General features: G+C 36.7%; 20 protein-coding genes. 17 read left to right on the top strand and 3 right to left on the bottom strand.

The window, feature by feature from the left end; genetic code table 11:
- Positions 1 to 315: 315 nt before the first annotated feature.
- Both EV142_RS08645 and EV142_RS08640 read left to right on the top strand, forming a co-directional pair.
- Entirely contained in the window at positions 316 to 942 is a 627-nt protein-coding gene (locus EV142_RS08645) for a Crp/Fnr family transcriptional regulator (RefSeq protein ID WP_132034546.1), read from the top strand.
- Positions 943 to 1,193: 251 nt separating this feature from the next.
- Positions 1,194 to 1,979 carry a sulfite exporter TauE/SafE family protein gene (locus EV142_RS08640; protein WP_132034544.1) on the top strand — a complete coding sequence of 262 codons (786 nt, stop codon included), beginning with the start codon at positions 1,194 to 1,196 and terminating at the stop codon, positions 1,977 to 1,979.
- A gap of 421 nt (positions 1,980 to 2,400) precedes the next feature.
- On the opposite strand, the gene cydB is transcribed toward EV142_RS08640, so the two are convergent.
- The 3 genes from cydB to EV142_RS08625 all read right to left on the bottom strand — a co-directional run bounded on the left by cydB (position 2,401) and on the right by EV142_RS08625 (position 5,634).
- Complete coding sequence (gene cydB, locus EV142_RS08635) at positions 2,401 to 3,477, bottom strand: cytochrome d ubiquinol oxidase subunit II (RefSeq protein WP_132034542.1); 1,077 nt, start codon at positions 3,475 to 3,477, stop codon at positions 2,401 to 2,403.
- A 2-nt stretch (positions 3,478 to 3,479) separates the two neighbouring features.
- Positions 3,480 to 4,826 (bottom strand): cytochrome ubiquinol oxidase subunit I, encoded by a 1,347-nt coding sequence (locus tag EV142_RS08630; RefSeq protein WP_132034540.1) that lies wholly within the window; start codon positions 4,824 to 4,826, stop codon positions 3,480 to 3,482.
- A gap of 214 nt (positions 4,827 to 5,040) precedes the next feature.
- Positions 5,041 to 5,634, bottom strand: a complete 594-nt coding sequence (locus EV142_RS08625; protein WP_132034538.1) for an HD domain-containing protein — start codon at positions 5,632 to 5,634, stop codon at positions 5,041 to 5,043.
- A 230-nt stretch (positions 5,635 to 5,864) separates the two neighbouring features.
- Here EV142_RS08625 and EV142_RS08620 point away from each other — a divergent pair, with 230 nt between their 5' ends.
- The 15 genes from EV142_RS08620 to trpB all read left to right on the top strand — a co-directional run bounded on the left by EV142_RS08620 (position 5,865) and on the right by trpB (position 19,197).
- Positions 5,865 to 7,280, top strand: coding sequence for an MBL fold metallo-hydrolase (locus tag EV142_RS08620; protein ID WP_132034536.1), 1,416 nt, complete (start codon positions 5,865 to 5,867; stop codon positions 7,278 to 7,280).
- Between the two features lie 109 nt (positions 7,281 to 7,389).
- The gene (locus tag EV142_RS08615) at positions 7,390 to 7,953 is read left to right on the top strand and encodes a YeeE/YedE family protein (RefSeq protein WP_132034534.1); all 564 of its coding nucleotides are present in this window, start codon (positions 7,390 to 7,392) and stop codon (positions 7,951 to 7,953) included.
- Positions 7,954 to 7,963: 10 nt separating this feature from the next.
- Positions 7,964 to 8,443, top strand: coding sequence for a DUF6691 family protein (locus EV142_RS08610; RefSeq protein ID WP_132034532.1), 480 nt, complete (start codon positions 7,964 to 7,966; stop codon positions 8,441 to 8,443).
- Positions 8,444 to 8,713: 270 nt separating this feature from the next.
- Positions 8,714 to 9,175: a MarR family winged helix-turn-helix transcriptional regulator gene (locus EV142_RS08605; protein ID WP_132034530.1), complete on the top strand. Its 462-nt coding sequence runs from the start codon at positions 8,714 to 8,716 to the stop codon at positions 9,173 to 9,175.
- Positions 9,176 to 9,180: 5 nt separating this feature from the next.
- Entirely contained in the window at positions 9,181 to 9,813 is a 633-nt protein-coding gene (locus EV142_RS08600) for an NAD(P)H-dependent oxidoreductase (protein WP_132034528.1), read from the top strand.
- 33 nt (positions 9,814 to 9,846) lie between these two features.
- Positions 9,847 to 10,413, top strand: coding sequence for a YceI family protein (locus EV142_RS08595; protein ID WP_132034526.1), 567 nt, complete (start codon positions 9,847 to 9,849; stop codon positions 10,411 to 10,413).
- Positions 10,414 to 10,614: 201 nt separating this feature from the next.
- Positions 10,615 to 11,895: a hypothetical protein gene (locus tag EV142_RS08590; RefSeq protein ID WP_132034524.1), complete on the top strand. Its 1,281-nt coding sequence runs from the start codon at positions 10,615 to 10,617 to the stop codon at positions 11,893 to 11,895.
- Between the two features lie 300 nt (positions 11,896 to 12,195).
- Positions 12,196 to 13,596: an anthranilate synthase component I family protein gene (locus tag EV142_RS08585; RefSeq protein ID WP_132034522.1), complete on the top strand. Its 1,401-nt coding sequence runs from the start codon at positions 12,196 to 12,198 to the stop codon at positions 13,594 to 13,596.
- Positions 13,597 to 13,681: 85 nt separating this feature from the next.
- Entirely contained in the window at positions 13,682 to 14,125 is a 444-nt protein-coding gene (locus tag EV142_RS08580; protein ID WP_132034520.1) for a hypothetical protein, read from the top strand.
- A gap of 88 nt (positions 14,126 to 14,213) precedes the next feature.
- Complete coding sequence (locus tag EV142_RS08575) at positions 14,214 to 14,780, top strand: anthranilate synthase component II (protein WP_132034518.1); 567 nt, start codon at positions 14,214 to 14,216, stop codon at positions 14,778 to 14,780.
- Between the two features lie 95 nt (positions 14,781 to 14,875).
- Positions 14,876 to 15,283 (top strand): GNAT family N-acetyltransferase, encoded by a 408-nt coding sequence (locus tag EV142_RS08570; RefSeq protein WP_132034516.1) that lies wholly within the window; start codon positions 14,876 to 14,878, stop codon positions 15,281 to 15,283.
- Between the two features lie 81 nt (positions 15,284 to 15,364).
- Positions 15,365 to 16,357, top strand: coding sequence for an anthranilate phosphoribosyltransferase (trpD, locus tag EV142_RS08565; RefSeq protein WP_132034514.1), 993 nt, complete (start codon positions 15,365 to 15,367; stop codon positions 16,355 to 16,357).
- 80 nt (positions 16,358 to 16,437) lie between these two features.
- Complete coding sequence (trpC, locus tag EV142_RS08560; protein ID WP_132034513.1) at positions 16,438 to 17,217, top strand: indole-3-glycerol phosphate synthase TrpC; 780 nt, start codon at positions 16,438 to 16,440, stop codon at positions 17,215 to 17,217.
- Positions 17,218 to 17,343: 126 nt separating this feature from the next.
- Complete coding sequence (locus tag EV142_RS08555) at positions 17,344 to 18,012, top strand: phosphoribosylanthranilate isomerase (protein WP_132034511.1); 669 nt, start codon at positions 17,344 to 17,346, stop codon at positions 18,010 to 18,012.
- Positions 18,013 to 18,015: 3 nt separating this feature from the next.
- Positions 18,016 to 19,197, top strand: coding sequence for a tryptophan synthase subunit beta (gene trpB, locus EV142_RS08550; RefSeq protein ID WP_132034509.1), 1,182 nt, complete (start codon positions 18,016 to 18,018; stop codon positions 19,195 to 19,197).
- The last annotated feature ends 3 nt before the right edge of the window (positions 19,198 to 19,200 follow it).

The raw sequence follows: 19,200 nt of genomic DNA, 5'->3' as shown, positions 1-19,200 counted from the left end.
TTTGTATAAATTTAGATGTTTTAATTTTAATTTGATAAAAAATGGCTGCCACAAATAAGGCTGAATTAATTCATACTGAATCGTGAAATTATTAGTCGTAAATTTTTTTAGCCACAGATTAATAGATTAGAATGATTAAAAAAGTAGCCACGAATTACACAAATTCTCACTAATTGATTCGTGTTAATTCGTGTAATTGATTGGCCTGTTCGCTATCGCTCGGGTCAACGCAAAAAACAACTACGGATTAAACTAGTTTTTAGTTGTGGAAATTCGTTCAAACCTTAAAATCCGTGCCCAATAAATAATCAAACCATGCAAAAGTTACTTAAAAATATATTTCCCAATTTCTCCAGCGAACTTATCTCTACAATTGAGGAAAACGGAAGCCTGCAGAATTTTGAAGCCGGAACCATTTTGATGCGAACCGGGCAATACATTAAAAACACGGTTTTAATCACCAAAGGGAAAATCAAAATTTATCGCGAAGGCGAAGATGGCGGCGAATTTCTAATGTATTACCTGCAACCGGGACAAGCCTGCGCCATTTCGATGATTTGTACCGCCAAAAGCGAAAAAAGTCAAATTATGGCCAAAGTGGTCGAAGATGTTTCGGTGATGATGATTCCGCTGCAGATGATGGACAAATGGATGATGGAACACAGATCCTGGTACGAATTCGTAATCGATACCTACCGTAGCCGCTTTGAAGAAGTTTTGGAAGTGGTTGACAATATTGCCTTTCGCTCTATGGACGAACGTTTGGAGTTTTACCTCAAAAGACATTCCGATGCCTGCGGATGTGATGAAGTGAAACTATCACATCAGGAAATTGCAACAGAACTAAACACCTCGAGAGAAGTAGTTTCCAGATTACTCAAAAAAATGGAACAGCGCGGTATGGTCAAACTCAACCGCAATCAAATCGAGCTTTTGAAATAGTTTTTTGTCCACGGATTTTACGGATAAAACGGGTTGCCACAGATTAAAAGATTATATTGATTTTTCTTTATCTGTAAAATATTAAAAAAAGATAATACTAACTCAAAAAAACCAGTGTAAATCTGTCCTATCCGTAAAATCAGTGTGCAAAACAATCCAATAATCTTTTAATCTGTGGCAAAAATAGCCTTGTGTGATAAATGTTACTGTAAGTTTCTATTTAACGAAGCACCTTTGCATAAAAACATGCAATGGAATATTTAGGATATTTTGCTTCAATCATCATCGGAATATCACTAGGCTTAATCGGGGGTGGAGGATCTATACTGACCATCCCGATTTTGGTCTATTTATTCAAAGTAAATCCCGAGCAGGCTACTTCTTATTCTTTATTTATTGTTGGACTGACCGCTATGTCCGGAAGTTACAGCCATTACAAAATGGGAAATCTAAAACTCAAATCGGCATTGTATTTCGCGATTCCGTCTGTGATTTCGATTTTGATTATCCGCGAAGTTATATTTCCTCAAATTGCTTCGACTTTATTTTCTATCGCTTCGTATTCGGTTTCAAAAGATTTTCTGATTATGATTGTCTTTTCGGTTTTAATGATTACAGCAGCGATTTCGATGATTCGAAAAAACAAACCCGAAATAAAGGCTACCGAAACCAATTATACACAATTAAGTTTAATAGGTTTCATAGTCGGAATCATAACTGGATTTCTGGGTGCCGGCGGAGGATTTCTGATCATTCCTGCCCTGCTATTTTTCGCCAATTTACCTATGAAACAAGCTGTTGGAACTTCATTATTAATCATCGCCATCAATTCATCGATAGGTTTTGGAGGTGATTTGTACATTGGCACTCCGATAAATTACCCGTTTTTATTAGGCGTTTCTGCAATGGCACTTCTTGGAATGCTAATCGGAAGCCAGCTTTCCAAAAAAATTGACGGTGCCAAACTAAAACCAATTTTTGGGTGGTTTGTTCTGGTGATGGGATTTTATATTATTACTAAGGAGGTTTTGTTTTAAGTTTTTTTCTCCCCGCAGATTTAGCAGATTATCTTGTCTCGTTATAAAGTAATCTTAGGCAAAGATGAAAACTTAACAAAGATGCAAACTAAAAATCACATAAAATAACCTCAATCATTGTCATTCAGAGGAATGACAAAAATGCGATTAAAAGATCAAAACTAAAAAATCCGTTTATTCCTGAGAGTAAACGGATTTGTATTTTTTGGGTGTTTTCGCCGCGGCGAACGGGCTATCCGCTATATCTTTTTGTTTTTAAAGAAAAAACAAAAAGGATATCGCTTCTATCCCTAACGCAGACTCGGGTAAATTAGAAATTTCGAGTCTATAAAATTGAATAGCCGTGGGTTTTAACCCACGGCTATTGATATAATTAATTCGTGAAAATTTGTGAAATTTGCTGCTAAAAAAACAAAACAACTTAATGCTCTCCATACCCAACATCATCCATTTTCCCGCTAAAAACACGGTACTGAACAATAAAGTAAACGATCACCAAAAACAAAGCGACAAAAAACCAGCTCATTCCCACATTCAATCCGTAGGCTCCGGCGGCAGTATTGTAAATGGTTAAAGAAGGATTTACTTTATTCGTTGAAGGCAAAACATTCGGAAAAATCGAAACGGCTGTGGATGCAAATCCGCCAACGAGAAATAAAGTCGAGAATATAAAACCGTGTCCGTCTTTTTTATAAGATCGTACTTTAAACAAACCTAAAATCCCGACAAAAGTCATTAGGGGGAAAAACCAGAGAATCGGGTTTTCTACAAAATTATGAAAAGGTTTCGGCTCAATAAAATGCCAAATTTGCAGTGAAATACAAACCAAAACCAATAAAACAATATTCAGTTTAAAAACGACATTTTTAAGTTGTGGATTCAAAGATGAATTGGTTTTAAAAATAATCCAATTGGCGCCATGAATGGTTAAAGCTACCACGCTCACAATACCAAGAAACAACGTAAACCAATCGATAATTCCCAATTCATTGGCTTGCGGACTAAAAGTTGGATTCCACAAAGGCAAAAAGAAATAATGTGCTTCCTGTGTTGAAACACCGTTGGTTACCATTCCGAGATTGACACCGCGCACGATATTTCCCAAAGCAATTCCGAAGAACAATGCCAGAAGCAAACTCGCGATTCCGAAAGCCTTGTCCCAGATCGTTTCCCACATCGGGTGATGCACCTGTCCGCGCATTTCTAAACCGATAGCACGAAAAATCAACAGCCATAAAATCATAATCAACGGCAGATAAAATCCGCTGAAAGAAGAAGCATACAACGTCGGAAATGCAAAAAACAAAACACCTCCGGCAGCGATAATCCAAACTTCGTTGGCATCCCAAAACGGACCAATAGCGCTTGTAATTGCTTTTTTATCTTTCTCTGTCTTAGCCAGAAATAAATGAATAATTCCCGCTCCAAAATCGTAACCGTCCAAAACAATATAAACGGCCAGAATTCCCATTAAAACAACGTACCAAAAAAATTCCATAATTATATTTTTTCTGTATTGAGTTCAACATTATGAGGTCCTTTATTGATGATTTTTCCAATCAAAAGCAAAAACAACATTCCTAATAAAAGATACAATCCTATAAATCCCAGTAAAGTAAATAAGGTATTCCCGGACGAAACCGTTGGCGAAGCTCCTGCAGAAGTGCGCAATAAATTATAAACCAGCCAGGGTTGTCTGCCTAATTCGGCGGTATACCAACCAGTAGTATTGGCGATATAAGGGAACGGCATCATAAACATCAGCGACCATAAAATCCACTTCGTCTGATATAATTTCCCCCGAATCAACTGAAAAAGTGCCAAAACCATCAAACCAATAAACAAAGTCCCCAATCCTACCATAATATGATACGCATAATACAATCCGGAAATATTAGTCGGATGCACCTCTTCTTCAAACTGATCCAATCCTTTTATTTCCTGTTCCCAATTTCCATACGTTAGAAAACTCAAAATATTTGGAACGGCAATTTTATTATCCAGTTTTTTGTCTTTTACATCAGGCTGACCAATTAAAACAATTTCAGAACCTTTTTTCTCGGTATGAAAAATCCCTTCCATTGCAGCAAACGTGACAGGCTGATATTTCACTACGTTTTTCGCCAGTAAATCTCCCGTTGGAACTGCCACAATAATGCTCGAAATCAATCCGAAAACAACTCCTGTTTTCAAAAATAATCTTCCGAAAGAAACATTCTTATGACTTAAAATATAAAAAGCACCAATTCCGGCTACAACAAACGAACTTGTGACCATAGAAGCGGCCTGATTGTGAAGATAAGAAGGCCACAACCATGGATTTAAAAATAAAGCCTGAAAATTATTCAATACAAATTTTCCGTTTTCAAGAATTTCATATCCAACCGGATTCTGCATCCACGAATGTGTCGCAATGATTAAAAATCCACTGGCCCACGAGCCAATCATAATTAGTAATCCGGTTACAAAGTGCCATTTATGTCCCAGTATTTTTTCTCCAAATAAGAAAATTCCAAGAAAAGAAGATTCAAGGAAAAACGAAAACATGCCTTCCATCGCCAATGTCTGACCGATAATTCCTCCCGTTAATTCGGAGAATTTGGCCCAGTTGGTTCCGAACTGAAATTCCATTGGAATCCCGGTCACTACACCCATTGCAAAATTTAAGGCGAAGATTTTCATCCAGAAATGCGTGGCGTGATTGTATTGTTCGTTTTGGGTTTTTAAATATTTCCATTTGAAATAAACAATGATCAGCGAAAGGCCCATTGTAAGTTGCGGAAAAAGATAGTGAAAGGTAATAGTGAAGGCGAATTGCATTCGGTCATAAAAAAGCATTTCTTCCATGAGTGGTATTTTATTTATGAAGTCCCACAAATTTACCCATTAAAACCCAAATTTCCGACCAATAATAAAAGTTTATCCGTTTGTATTTGTTAAACTTTTCAGGATTTTAAAACCTCTAGAAATTCTTTACCCTATAAGTTAGGTAAGTTCATTTAAGACAGCGAATAATTTGCGTAAAGCTAAAATGAACTTACCTAACTTATAGGGTAGAATATTACTCCTTTTTCAAAATTCCTTTTGCTACACTTTCATTTATTAATCCTTCGGCGTACGTCCATAAAGTTTGGGATCCTTCTTTTATCACACTCTTTTTTTCGTAAACCTTTTGATACCCTACGCCAAACTCCTTCCAGGTTCCTCCATTATTAGAAGTATTCTGTAATAAGGGTTCCAGTCTGTCCATCGATTTTGCAAATTTTGCTTCGTTGGTTGCACCGGCTTCAAATTCTTCCCAGATTTCAATGAAGGCTTTGGCTTGTTTTTCAGGAAGCAAACCAAAGATGCGACTCGCGGCCAGTCGTTCCTCATCAGTATTGTCATGATTTTTTTGTGTATCGTATAAAAAAACATCTCCTGCGTCAATTTCCACAATATCGTGTATCAAAACCATTTTAACGACTTTCAGTATATCTATTGGCTCATTGGAATGTTCAGCCAGAACAATCGCCATTAAAGCCAGATGCCAGCTGTGTTCGGCATCGTTTTCATTACGGTTGCTATTAAACAATTTCGTTTTTCGCTGAATATATTTTACTTTATCAATCTCTTTTATAAAAGCGATTTGATTCAATAAGTCTTCTGTGTTCATATCAATAATTTTCGTCAGTTGTAAAATTACGTAGATTTTTTTTTCGCCATGCAAGTGGTGTAAGTAAATTTAAGACAACACCAGATCTGCGTTAAGTTAAAATGAACTTACACCACTTATATGGTGAAATCCCTCTTTTTACACAAAAATCAAATTTCTGTAACATTAGTCACTTATTTTAAAGAAAAACTAGGTTACCTTTGTATTCCCATATTTTTAGAATCCGTATCATGAAAATAGAACAAATTTACACCGGATGCCTTGCGCAGGGTGCTTACTATATAACTTCAGACGGTGAGGCTGCAATTATTGATCCTTTAAGGGAAATTCAGCCTTACTTAGAGCGTTTAGAGCGTGACGAGGTACAATTGAAATATATTTTTGAAACACATTTCCACGCTGATTTTGTTTCCGGACATATCGATTTAAGCAAAGAAACTCAGGCCCCAATTGTTTACGGACCCAATGCGGCCTGCGAATTTGACTGTATTTCCGCGAAAGACGGACAAGAATTTAAAATCGGAAAAATTACGATTAAAGCCTTGCACACTCCTGGACATACGATGGAAAGCACCACCTATTTACTGATCGACGAAAACGGAAAAGACCATGCAATTTTCTCCGGAGACACTTTATTTATTGGTGATGTCGGACGACCGGATTTGGCACAAAAAGCAGCCGGAATGACACAGGACCAACTGGCCGGAATTTTATTTCATTCGCTAAGGGATAAAATCATGACTCTGGCCGATGATGTGATCGTATATCCTGCACACGGAGCCGGAAGCGCCTGCGGAAAAAACATGAGTAAGGAAACCGTTTCGACTATCGGAAATCAAAAAGCGACCAATTACGCTTTGCGTGCCAATATGACCGAAGCTGAATTTATTACCGAAGTGACTGACGGATTGTTACCTCCTCCAGCCTATTTCAGCATGAATGTGGCCATGAATAAAAAGGGTTACGAAAGCTTTGAATCGGTTTTGCATAATGGAATGAAAACGATAAAAGCCAAAGAATTTGAGGCTGTAGCCGAAGAAACCGGTGCTTTGATCCTGGATACCAGAAGTGCTGCAGATTTTAGCAAAGGATTTATTCCGCAATCTATTAATATTGGAATCAACGGGGATTTTGCTCCGTGGGTTGGAACTTTAATCGCCAATGTAAAGCAACCTATTATATTGGTTACTGAAACTGGTCTTGAAGAGGAAACCGTAACACGTTTAAGCCGTGTGGGTTTTGATGCGATAATCGGGCATTTGGAAGGTGGTTTTGAAGCCTGGCAGCAAGCCGGCTTTGAAATTGATACCGTTAACCGAATTACCGCTGATCAATTTGCAACTGAATTTAAACCTGAAAAAGACAAAGTAATCGACATTCGTAAAGAAACCGAATACGCCGCAGAACATATTGATGAAGCGTACAACAAACCGCTTGCTTATATTAATGACTGGGTAAAAGATATTAATCCAAACGAACATTTTTACCTGCACTGCGCCGGAGGTTACCGCAGTATGATCGCGGCTTCTATATTGCAGGCACGTGGATTTAGAAATTTTTCAGAAGTGGAAGGTGGTTTTGGGGCGATCTCGAAAACTGAAATCCCAAAATCTGATTTTGTTTGCCAGAGTAAAGTATTAAAATAATTTTTTAAAGGGACAAAGATACAAAGGCTCAAAGCAACAAAGATTTTACCTCTGGACCTTTGTTACTTTGTACCTTTGAGCCTTTAACACAACTTAGAACCTTAAAAATATGCTAGAAATTATAAAAGAACCTTGGCCCTGGTACGTTTCGGGTCCGTTGATTGGGCTAACAGTCCCTATTTTGTTAATTATAGGAAATAAATCGTTCGGGATAAGTTCGTCATTGCGTCATATTTGCGCGGCTTGTATTCCGGCAAACATCTCCTTTTTTAAATACGACTGGAAAAAAGAAAGCTGGAATTTATTTTTCGTTTTCGGAATTTTCCTTGGCGGTATTATTGCTGCTTATTTTTTAGCCAATCCAAATCCGGTTGAAATTACGGCCAAACTTTCAGAGCAATTAAACAGTTACGGAATCACAGATCGTTCCGGTTTACTGCCAAAAGAACTTTTTTCATGGGAAAGCTTATTGACACTGCGTGGCTTTATCATGATTGTTGCTGGTGGATTTCTAGTGGGTTTCGGAACACGTTATGCTGGCGGATGTACAAGTGGACATGCAATTATGGGAATTTCAAACTTACAATGGCCTTCACTGGTAGCCACAATCTGTTTTATGATTGGCGGTTTTATCATGGCCAATTTGATTTTGCCGTACATTCTTTCACTTTAAAATTTTAAAAATGAATAATTTAGAAAATAAAAATACCGATACCGAAGGAATTAACGGAAGTCAATTAAAAGATTCCGGATTCTCAAATCTTAAGTATCTTTTCGTTGGAATTCTATTTGGAATCATATTCGTAAAAGCCGAAATCATCAGCTGGTTTCGCATTCAGGAAATGTTTCAATTGCAATCCTTCTTTATGTATGGTGTAATTGGAAGCGCAGTTGTAGTTGGAATTATATCGGTTCAGTTGATTAAAAAATTCAATATTAAAACCCTTCAGGGTGAAAAAATTGAAATTCAGCCAAAGACTTTCAGCAAAGGGCAAATCTATGGCGGTTTACTGTTTGGGTTTGGATGGGCATTGACCGGAGCTTGCCCGGGACCTTTGTTTGCGCAAATCGGGACTGGAGTTACCGTAATTGTTGTTACTTTGATAAGTGCTATTTTTGGAACCTGGGTTTATGGTTTCTTTAAAGATAAGTTACCCCATTAAATATCGAACCTGACAATAATAATCATACCCGACAAGTTTTAAAAACGTGTCGGGTTTCTTTTTGAATTCAACTTTAGTTTTAAACAATAGTTAAATATCAAATAATCAGTATTTTAAATTAAAATTTTGTAATACATTTATACTAATTATATGGAGTTTACATAAGTGATAGTTTGGCCTTGATTGAATTAACAAAAAATTAACGTAACATTTGTATATACAACTATTAAAAGATGTACATTTGTATATACAAATTATACACTTACGACTATGACGATTGAAGAGGTTATAAAAAGTACAGTTAAGATGGATAATGCGAAAAAAGTTATTCTGAATATCATGTACACGCAAAATGTGATTCAGGATCATTTCAACGAGTTGATAAAACCGTATGATCTGTCCGGAGAACAATATAATGTGTTACGTATATTAAGAGGACAAAAAGGGAATCCTGCTAATATGTGTGTGATACAAGAACGTATGCTGGCTAAAACAAGTAATACAACCCGATTAGTAGACAAATTATTACTGAAGGATTTTGTAACCAGAAATGTTTGCCCGGGCAATCGACGTAAAATCGAAGTTCTCATTACCCAAAAGGGATTGGATGTATTGAAAGAATTAGATCCGAAGGTAGATGAGCACGAACGCGTATTTGCGGAGAATATTAGCCCTGAAGAATTAGAATTATTAAATCAGTTATTAGAAAAATACAGAACCCAAGAAAATTAATATTTATGAGTACATTCTTAGAAAATCAAAATTGGAGATATGCAACAAAACAATATGATGCAACTAAAAAAATCTCCGATTCAGATCTAAAAACAATTAAGGAAGCTGTGAGATTAAGTGCTTCTTCATACGGATTACAGCCTTATAAAGTTGTAATTGTAGAAAATCCTGAATTAAGAGAGCAATTAAAAGCTGCAGCTTATGGGCAAACTCAGATTACTGACGCTTCTCAGCTGTTTATTTTTGCAAATGATATAAATACAGGAGCAGAATCTGTAGATAAATACATTAGTAATATTAGCGAAACAAGAGGAGTTCCTGCTGATGCACTTGCGGGATTCAGTGACATGATGAAAGGTATGATTTCGAGCTTACCTGCTGAATCAAAAAATGTCTGGACAGCAAAACAAACCTACATCGCTTTAGGAAACTTACTAAGTGCCGCTTCTGAATTAAAAATCGATGCAACTCCAATGGAAGGTTTTAATGCTGCTGCATTCAACGAAATCTTAGGTTTCGATAAATTAGGATTAAACGCTTCTGTTATTGCAGCTGTAGGGTACAGACATGATGCGGACGACGCTCAGCATTACAAAAAAGTTAGAAAATCAAACGAAGAATTATTTATCACACTATAATTATTAATAACAATCAAAATCAATTTTAACAACATGAAAAATTTAAAAACAATTGCAATAGCATTATTCGTAGCAGTGGCTAGCGTTTCAGTAAACGCACAAACAAAAAAAATCGATGTAAAAGCATCTACTATCAAATGGGTAGGTAAAAAAGTAACCGGAGAACACTCAGGAACAGTAAACTTCAAAGATGGTTCTGTAGTTTTCAAAGGAAAAAAATTAGTTGGCGGTAGCTTTACAGTTGACATGACTTCTTTAACTTCTACTGACTTAACAGGAGAATACCAAGGAAAATTAAACGGTCACCTTAAAGCTGACGATTTCTTCGGAACTGATAAATTCCCAACTGCTAAATTAGTTTTCAAAACTATCGGAGCTAAAACAACTGATGTTTATACTGTAACTGCTGATTTAACAATCAAAGGAATTACTAAACCAGTAACTTTTGACATTACTGTAGCTGGAAACACTGCAACTACTGCATTCAAAGTTGACAGAACTAAATACGACATTAAATATAATTCTGGTAACTTCTTTGAAAACTTAGGAGATAAAACTATCAATGACGATTTCGAATTGACTGTAGCTTTAAAATTCTAATATTTCAGGCTTACTAGTTCATAATATTCAGAAAACCCCAATAGTTTACGCTATTGGGGTTTCTTTTTTGCCATATATTCAAAAAAATAACGTTCTTAATATTTGCATAACACTTTGGTAATACTGATCGCGGTTTTGATTAACATGAGGCCCTTAATTTTGGGTAATTAAAAAAAATCAAAAACTAGAAATCAAATAGTTATGAAAACAAAAATGCAAATTGCACTTATTACCCTTATCAGCACTTTTTTTCTACACGCCCAACAACAAACAAAAGGAATAATTGGAACAAATAACTGGATGAATAACTGGACCAATTTTAAACCTGTCGCTAATGAATATAGCGAAGCCACCAATATCATCGCCGGAACAATCGATAAAGACACTAAACTTTTAAAACGTAATACGTACCAATTAGTTGGTGTAGTATATGTTACCAATAACGCTACTTTGACAATAGAGCCGGGAACTGTTATTCGCGGGGACGATAAAACCTGCGGAACGCTGGTTATCACAAATGGCTCCAAAATCATAGCCGAAGGTTTAGAAACAGATCCGATTGTTTTTACGACAAACAAAGAAAAAACGGAAAGAAAACCGGGCGACTGGGGTGGTATCATTATTTTAGGGAAAGCACCAATAAATACTCTTGGGGGTTTACACACCTTGCCTTTTGACTTAGATCCTTTGCTAAATCATTATGGCGGTCCCGATGCAGAAGACAATTCCGGAATTCTGAAATATGTACGTATTGAATATGCAGGAAGAAAATTAAGCGCGCTAAAAGAACTTAACGGCCTTTCTTTAGCGGGAGTGGGAAGAAAAACCGTTTTAAATAATATCCAGATTAGTTTTTCAAATGATGATTCTTTCGAGTGTTATGGAGGAGATCTGAATATGAATAACCTGATTTCTTACCGTACTACCGATGATGATTTTGATTTTACACAAGGTGCTCAAATCACTATTAGCAATAGTATTGCTATCCGTCATCCTTTCTCTTCAGATGTATCAGGATCAAGATGTTTTGAGGTAGATTCTTATGATAAAATTCAAAATACAGATATGAGCAAAAAAATGACCCGTATCAACGCAAGTAATATTACACTGGTAAATCTTGAAGAAAATAATCAGGGATTGGTGAGAGAATCCGTTTATGTGAGGGAAAATACTTTTTTCAGCTTAACCAACAGCATTGTTTCGGGCTTTACCCCTTTTGCTTTAATGGAAGAGAATATTGGAAACAGTGATGCCAATTTATCTAAAATTACATTCAAAAACATAATTGTAAACAATTGTAACGGAGGAATTACAAGCGAAGCAAGTGGTACGACTACAGCTATTCAAAATTGGTATTCCAAACCTGAATTTGGAATTGGATACACAAAAATGAAAAACAATGAGTTGTTTACAATGCCAAATATCAAAGGAAATCCAGACTTCAGAGCGAACCAAAACAACACGATTGCTATTGGAAATTAAACACTTGAAAGTCGTTTGCTCTTTTAGAATTTAACAAATTTCTAAATTTAGAAAAGATTTTTTTGAAATTTTATGTCTTTTAATCCAAATTACATTTATATCTTTGTTACAACAAAAAAAGAAATGAGAACAATTTTAAACAATACTTGGTGGTGGAAGAATTTACGTCAAACGTCGTGAACAAAGCTTCCTATGGTACTTTAAAACTATAAATATAAAAGGCTTGTCATCACGACAAGCCTTTTTTTTTTGGTAAAAATCGAAGTGAAAAAATATTAAAAACTATAAAAACGAAATATATTGAAACCTTTTATACTCAACACGCACTACAAACAAATTCTGGCAGATACGATTACTCCGGTAAGCATTTATTTTAAAATCCGAGATAAATTCCCAAACAGTCTATTATTGGAAAGTAGTGATTATCATGGAAATGACAATAGTTTCTCTTATGTATGCTGTAATCCGATTGCTACAATAAAAATTGAAAACGAGAGCATCTCAAAAACTTTCCCTGACGGAACAACAGAAACCATTTCAATAAATGAATCCACTAATATTCCGGAGGTCATTCAGGAATTTTCAAGTCAGTTCAAATCGGAGAAAAATGATTTTAAATTCATTAATAATGGCTTATTCGGATACATTTCATACGATGCCGTTCGTTATTTTGAAAAAGTAACTATTGCCAAAAAAGACAACGCCACTTCAATTCCGGATGTTTTTTATGCTGTTTATCAAAACATTATTGCCATTAATCATTTCAAAAACGAAGCTTATATCTTCTGCCATAGCGTAGATGGAAGAAATAACATTTCAGAAATCGAACAATTACTGCAGTCCAGAAATATTGCCTCTTATAAATTTACAAAAGAAGGTGAAGGTTTTTCGAACCTGACGGATGAGGAATTCAAACACAATGTGGCATTGGCCAAAAAACACTGTTTCCGTGGAGACGTATTCCAATTGGTTTTATCCCGTCGTTTTACACAAGGTTTTAAAGGTGATGAATTTAATGTTTATCGTGCCTTAAGAAGTATTAACCCTTCTCCCTATTTGTTCTTTTTTGATTATGGAGATTTCAAAATATTCGGGTCTTCGCCTGAAGCACAGATTATCGTAAAAAACAGAAAAGCAGAAATTCACCCGATCGCCGGAACATTCAAAAGAACCGGAAATGATGAACGTGATGCGCTTCTGGCAAAAGAACTTTCTGAAGATAAAAAAGAAAACAGTGAACATGTGATGTTAGTCGATTTGGCCAGAAATGATTTGAGCAGAAATGGCCATGATGTCAATGTGGAAAAATACAGAGAAGTTCAGTTCTTCTCGCATGTAATTCACTTAGTCTCAAAAGTCACAGGTCATTTACATGAAAAAGCAACCACAATGCAAGTTGTTGCCGATACTTTTCCGGCAGGAACTTTAAGCGGAGCACCGAAACACAGAGCGATGCAATTAATTGAAGATTACGAAAAAACCAATCGTAATTTCTATGGCGGTGCCATCGGCTTTATGGATTTTGAGGGAAATTTTAATCACGCCATTATGATACGAACTTTCCTTAGTAAAAACCATCAACTACATTGTCAGGCCGGCGCCGGAATCGTGGCAAGTTCAGATGAGGAAAGCGAGATGCAGGAGGTTTACAATAAATTGAGAGCGTTGAATACGGCACTTGAAATGGCAGAGAAGATTTAGTATTCAATCCTTCCCGATAGCTATCGGGATCAGTCGCAGTAGCCAACCTGAAACCTGAAACAAAAACAAACCAACTATAAAAATCATGAAAAAAATAATATCAATTTTAATTTTAATACTGGCCATTTCCGCTTGTACTTCAGAGAAAAAACAAAATCCTATTGAAGGAACCTGGCGTTTGGTAGCGGCAGAGACAACAGAGAAAGATTCGACTTTTTCGACTTTCAATTCCAAAACAAAAATGATTAAAATTATAAATGATTCACACTTTGCTTTTTTTAATCATGATTTAAATAATGGAAAAGATTCGACAGCCGCTGTATTTTTTGGCGGAGGTGGAAAATATACTTTGAAAGACAGTATTTATACGGAAAATCTGGAATATTTTAATAACCGTCAGTGGGAAAACAACAAGTTTGAATTTACAGTAAAAGTTAAAAATGATACGCTGATTCAAAAAGGAATAGAAAAAGTGGAAAAATTAGGAATCAATCGCATTATCACTGAAAAATACATTAGAGAAAAATAAAAATTTAGTTTCAAGTTTTCTTTGTTTCAGGTTTCAAGTTATTGGAACGTGAAACTTGAAACCTGAAACCTGAAACAAAAAAATAAAGATGAAAAAAATATTAGTTATAGACAATTACGATAGTTTCACTTACAACTTAGTGCACTATCTGGAAGATTTAAATTGCGAAGTTACCGTTTACAGAAATGATGAGTTTGACATCGACGAAATCGCTTCTTTTGATAAAATATTGCTTTCGCCGGGACCCGGAATTCCGGATGAAGCGGGATTACTAAAAGCCGTAATTCAGAAATACGCGCCAACAAAAAGTATATTAGGTGTTTGCCTGGGGCAACAGGCAATCGGAGAAGTTTTTGGAGGAACACTTTCGAACCTTGACAAAGTATATCACGGAGTTGCCACCAACGTAAAAACAGTAGTTTCTGATGAAATTCTGTTTGAAGGTTTAGGAAATGAATTTGAAGTAGGGCGCTACCATTCCTGGGTAGTAGACAGTAATTTACCGGATGTTTTAGAAGCCACTTCAATAGACGAAAACGGACAAATCATGTCGCTGAGACACAAAACTTTTGATGTCAGAGGTGTTCAGTTTCATCCGGAAAGCGTTTTAACACCTAATGGAAAAAGGATCTTAGAGAATTGGGTAAAGAGCTAGTTTTAAGTGCACAGTCACTCCCGATAGCTATCGGGATCAGTCACAGTTTAAAAACTTAGAACCTTAGCCTCTCAGCAACTTAGAATCTCAAAAAAATGAATATAGAAATTTTAGAAACCAGAAAAATCAACTTAGAAGACATATTGTTCCTATACAAAGAAAACGAATGGAGTTCGGCAAATAAGCCTCATGAATTATATAACGGTCTTTTGAATTCCGAAACTTTAGTAACCGCCTGGGAAGGAGAAAAACTAGTTGGCCTTGGCAACGCTATTTCAGATGGATACTTAACGGTTTATTATCCTCATTTATTGGTACTTCCCGAATATCAGGGAAAAGGAATCGGGAAACTGATTTTAGATAAACTACAGGAAAAGTATCGCCATTTTCACATGCAGATGCTAACCGCAGATGGAAGAGCTGTTGACTTTTATAAAAAGAACGGATTCGAACGTGCAGGAAAAACAGAGCCCATGTGGATTTATCAGGGAAATGAACATTGAAAAAGCAGACAGTCCCAGTTTACAGTCTTAGCAGAAAAACTCAGAACCTTATCCTCTCAGTAACTTAGAACCTTAAAAAAAATGAAAAATATATTAAATAAATTAATCAACCACGAAGTGCTTACCAAAGAAGAAGCAAAAACGGTATTGATTAATATTTCAAGCGGAGCTTATAATCCGAGTCAGATTTCGGCTTTTTTAACCGTATTCATGATGCGCAGTATTACGATCGAGGAACTTTCCGGTTTCCGTGAAGCCTTATTGGAATTATGCATTCGTGTAGACTTATCGGCCTACAATACCATTGATTTGTGCGGGACGGGTGGTGACGGAAAAGATACGTTCAACATTTCTACCTTAGCTTCATTTATCGCTGCGGGAGCCGGAATAAAAGTAGCAAAACACGGAAATTACGGAGTTTCCTCTATTTCCGGATCCAGTAACGTCATGGAAAAAATGGGAATCAAATTTAGCAATGATCCCGAATTTTTAGAAAAATGTATCGATCAGGCCGGAATTTGTGTTTTACATGCTCCCCTATTTCACCCTGCAATGAAAAATGTCGGACCCATCAGAAAAGAACTGGCTGTAAAAACATTCTTCAATATGTTAGGCCCAATGGTAAATTCGTCGTTTCCTAAAAATCAGCTGGTGGGTGTTTTCAATTTAGAATTAGCCCGAATGTATGCGTATTTATACCAGAATACCGATGTGAATTTTACAATCCTGCATTCGCTTGACGGTTATGATGAAATTTCGTTAACAGGTCCGACAAAAATTATCACCAGCACTATGGAAGGCATGATAAAACCGGATGATTTTGGTGTTCGTCTTTTAGCGCAAAGCGAAATCGAAGGCGGAAGAACAATCGAAGAATCAGCAGAAATGTTTACCAGTATCATTTCCGGAAAAGGAAGCGAAGCACAAAACAATGTGGTTTGTGCGAATGCGGCAATGGCAATTGCAACCGTGAACAAATGTTCTCCACAGGAAGGTTTCAAACAGGCCAAAGAAAGCTTATTCTCCGGAAAAGGATTGAAAGTATTAAATAAACTGAAAGAATTAAGTAAGTAAGAAAAATAGTTTCAGGTTTGAAGTTTCAGGTTGCTGGAACGTGAAACTTCAAACCTGAAACCTGAAACAAAAAATAAACCATGAATATTTTAGATAAAATAATCTTCGATAAACAACGGGAAGTTGTTCTTAAAAAATCAATCATTCCGGTTTCACAACTGGAAAGTTCGGTGTTTTTTGAAAGGCAGACGATCTCTTTAAGTCAGAAATTAAAACAAAGTTCAACTGGAATTATTGCCGAACACAAACGCCGTTCGCCTTCAAAATCAGTCATAAATCATAATTTTACGGTTGAAGAAGTAGTAAAAGGATACGAAAATGCGGGTGCTTGCGGAATTTCCGTTTTAACCGACGGGAAATATTTTGGCGGTTCGCTGGACGATTTACTTTTGGCAAGAGCTTCGGTACATATTCCGCTTTTGCGAAAAGAATTTATTGTAGACGAATATCAAATTCTCGAAGCCAAAGCTTTTGGAGCCGATCTGATTTTACTGATCGCCGCGGTTTTAACCCGTGAAGAAATCAAATCATTGTCTGAATTCGCTAAAAAATTAGGTTTAGAAGTTTTACTGGAAGTTCACAATCAGGAAGAATTAGAAAAATCGATTATGCCAACGCTGGATATGATTGGCGTAAACAACCGAAACCTGAAAACCTTCGAAGTAAGTCTGGATTTCAGCAAGCAGCTGGCTTCTCAAATTCCGGATGAATTTGTAAAAGTTTCCGAAAGCGGAATTTCATCGGTTGAAGCTATTTCAGAATTAAGACCTTATGGTTACAGTGGTTTTTTAATCGGAGAAAATTTTATGAAAACCGATAATGCCGGAAAAGCTGCAACAGAATTTATTAGACAGCTGTAGGCTAAAGGCAATAAGCTTTTCTCAACATTATTAAAATTAGCATACAGCCTAAAGCGTAAAGCCTTTTCTCAACATTAATAAAATTAGCCTAAAGCCTACAGCTTAAAGCGTAAAGCATAAAAAAAAATGAAACTGAAAATCTGCGGTATGAAATATCCCGATAATATTCTCGAAGTAGGAGCACTCCTGCCCGATTATATGGGCTTTATTTTCTACGAAAAATCCGGTCGCTATTTTGACGGAACGATTCCCGAACTGATCAAAACAATAAAAAAAACAGGCGTTTTTGTAAATGCAACTGTCGATTATATCATGTCGAAAGTCAACAAATATCATTTACAGGCTGTTCAGCTGCACGGAAATGAATCGGTTGAATTCTGTCAGGAATTAAAAAAGAAAATTGATGCAAAAATTGACGCGAAAGTCGAAATCATAAAAGTTTTTTCAGTTGGAGAAGATTTTGATTTTGATCTTTTAAACCCTTTTGAAAAACTGTGTGATTATTTTTTATTCGATACAAAAGGAAAATTACCCGGCGGAAACGGAACCGCTTTCGACTGGAAGATATTAGAAAATTACAAATCCGAAAAACCCTTTTTCTTAAGTGGCGGTATCGGAATTGATGACATACCCATTATAAAAAATCTTAAATTGCCGATTTACGCGATAGATATAAACAGTAAATTTGAGATTGAACCCGGATTAAAAAACGTAAAATTGTGCAGAGAAGCATGTATCGAAACACACAGCAGTGCAGCTGTACGCGCCCGTCTTCATGAAATAAAAAACAAATAGATTATGAATTATAATGTTAACGAAAAAGGATATTACGGTGAATTTGGAGGAGCTTACATTCCCGAAATGCTGTATCCGAATGTAGAAGAATTACGCCAGCAATATTTAAAAATCATCGCTGAACCGGATTTCAAAGCCGAGTTTAACCAATTGCTAAAAGATTACGTTGGCCGTCCAAGCCCGCTTTATTTCGCCAAACGTCTTTCTGAAAAATACAATACTAAAGTCTATCTGAAAAGAGAAGACTTAAACCATACGGGAGCGCACAAAGTCAACAACACTATCGGACAAATACTGGTTGCCAAACGTTTGGGTAAAAAACGAATTATTGCAGAAACCGGAGCAGGTCAGCATGGTGTGGCAACAGCAACCGTTTGTGCCTTAATGGGACTGGATTGCATTGTGTACATGGGCGAAATTGACATTGCCCGCCAGGCTCCGAATGTGGCGAGAATGAAAATGTTGGGTGCAGAAGTGCGTCCGGCGCTTTCAGGCTCAAGAACCTTAAAAGATGCGACTAACGAAGCCATCCGGGACTGGATTAACAATCCCGTTGACACGCATTATATTATCGGATCTGCTATCGGGCCGCATCCTTATCCGGATATGGTCACCCGTTTTCAGAGCATTATCTCAGAAGAAATCAAATGGCAGCTGAAAGAAAAAGAAGGACGCGAAAACCCTGATTATGTAGTCGCTTGTATCGGTGGCGGAAGCAACGCTGCCGGAACGTATTATCACTTTTTACACGAGCCTGAAGTGGGTATAATTGCTGTTGAAGCGGCCGGAAAAGGGGTCAACAGTGGTCATAGTGCCGCAACGAGCAAGTTAGGAAAAGTGGGCGTTATTCACGGTTGCAAAACACTTTTGATGCAGACTCCTGACGGACAAATTACAGAGCCCTACTCTATTTCTGCCGGTCTGGATTATCCGGGAGTTGGCCCAATGCACGCACATTTGGCACAAACGGGCCGTGGCGAATTCTTCTCCGTAACTGATGATGAAGCAATGAAAGCCGGCTTAGAACTTACAAAACTCGAAGGTATTATTCCGGCGATCGAAAGTGCCCATGCCTTTGCCGTTTTAGACCAGAAAAAATTCAAACCAACCGATATTGTGGTCATCAGTCTTTCCGGTCGCGGTGACAAAGATTTAGACAATTATATCGAATATTTTAAATTATAATAA

The sequence above is a fragment of the Flavobacterium circumlabens genome (genome assembly GCF_004345565.1).
In the GTDB taxonomy this organism is placed as follows: domain Bacteria; phylum Bacteroidota; class Bacteroidia; order Flavobacteriales; family Flavobacteriaceae; genus Flavobacterium; species Flavobacterium circumlabens.
The sequence above is the reverse complement of the archived record's forward strand: the minus strand, read 5'-3'. Positions and strand labels throughout refer to the sequence as shown.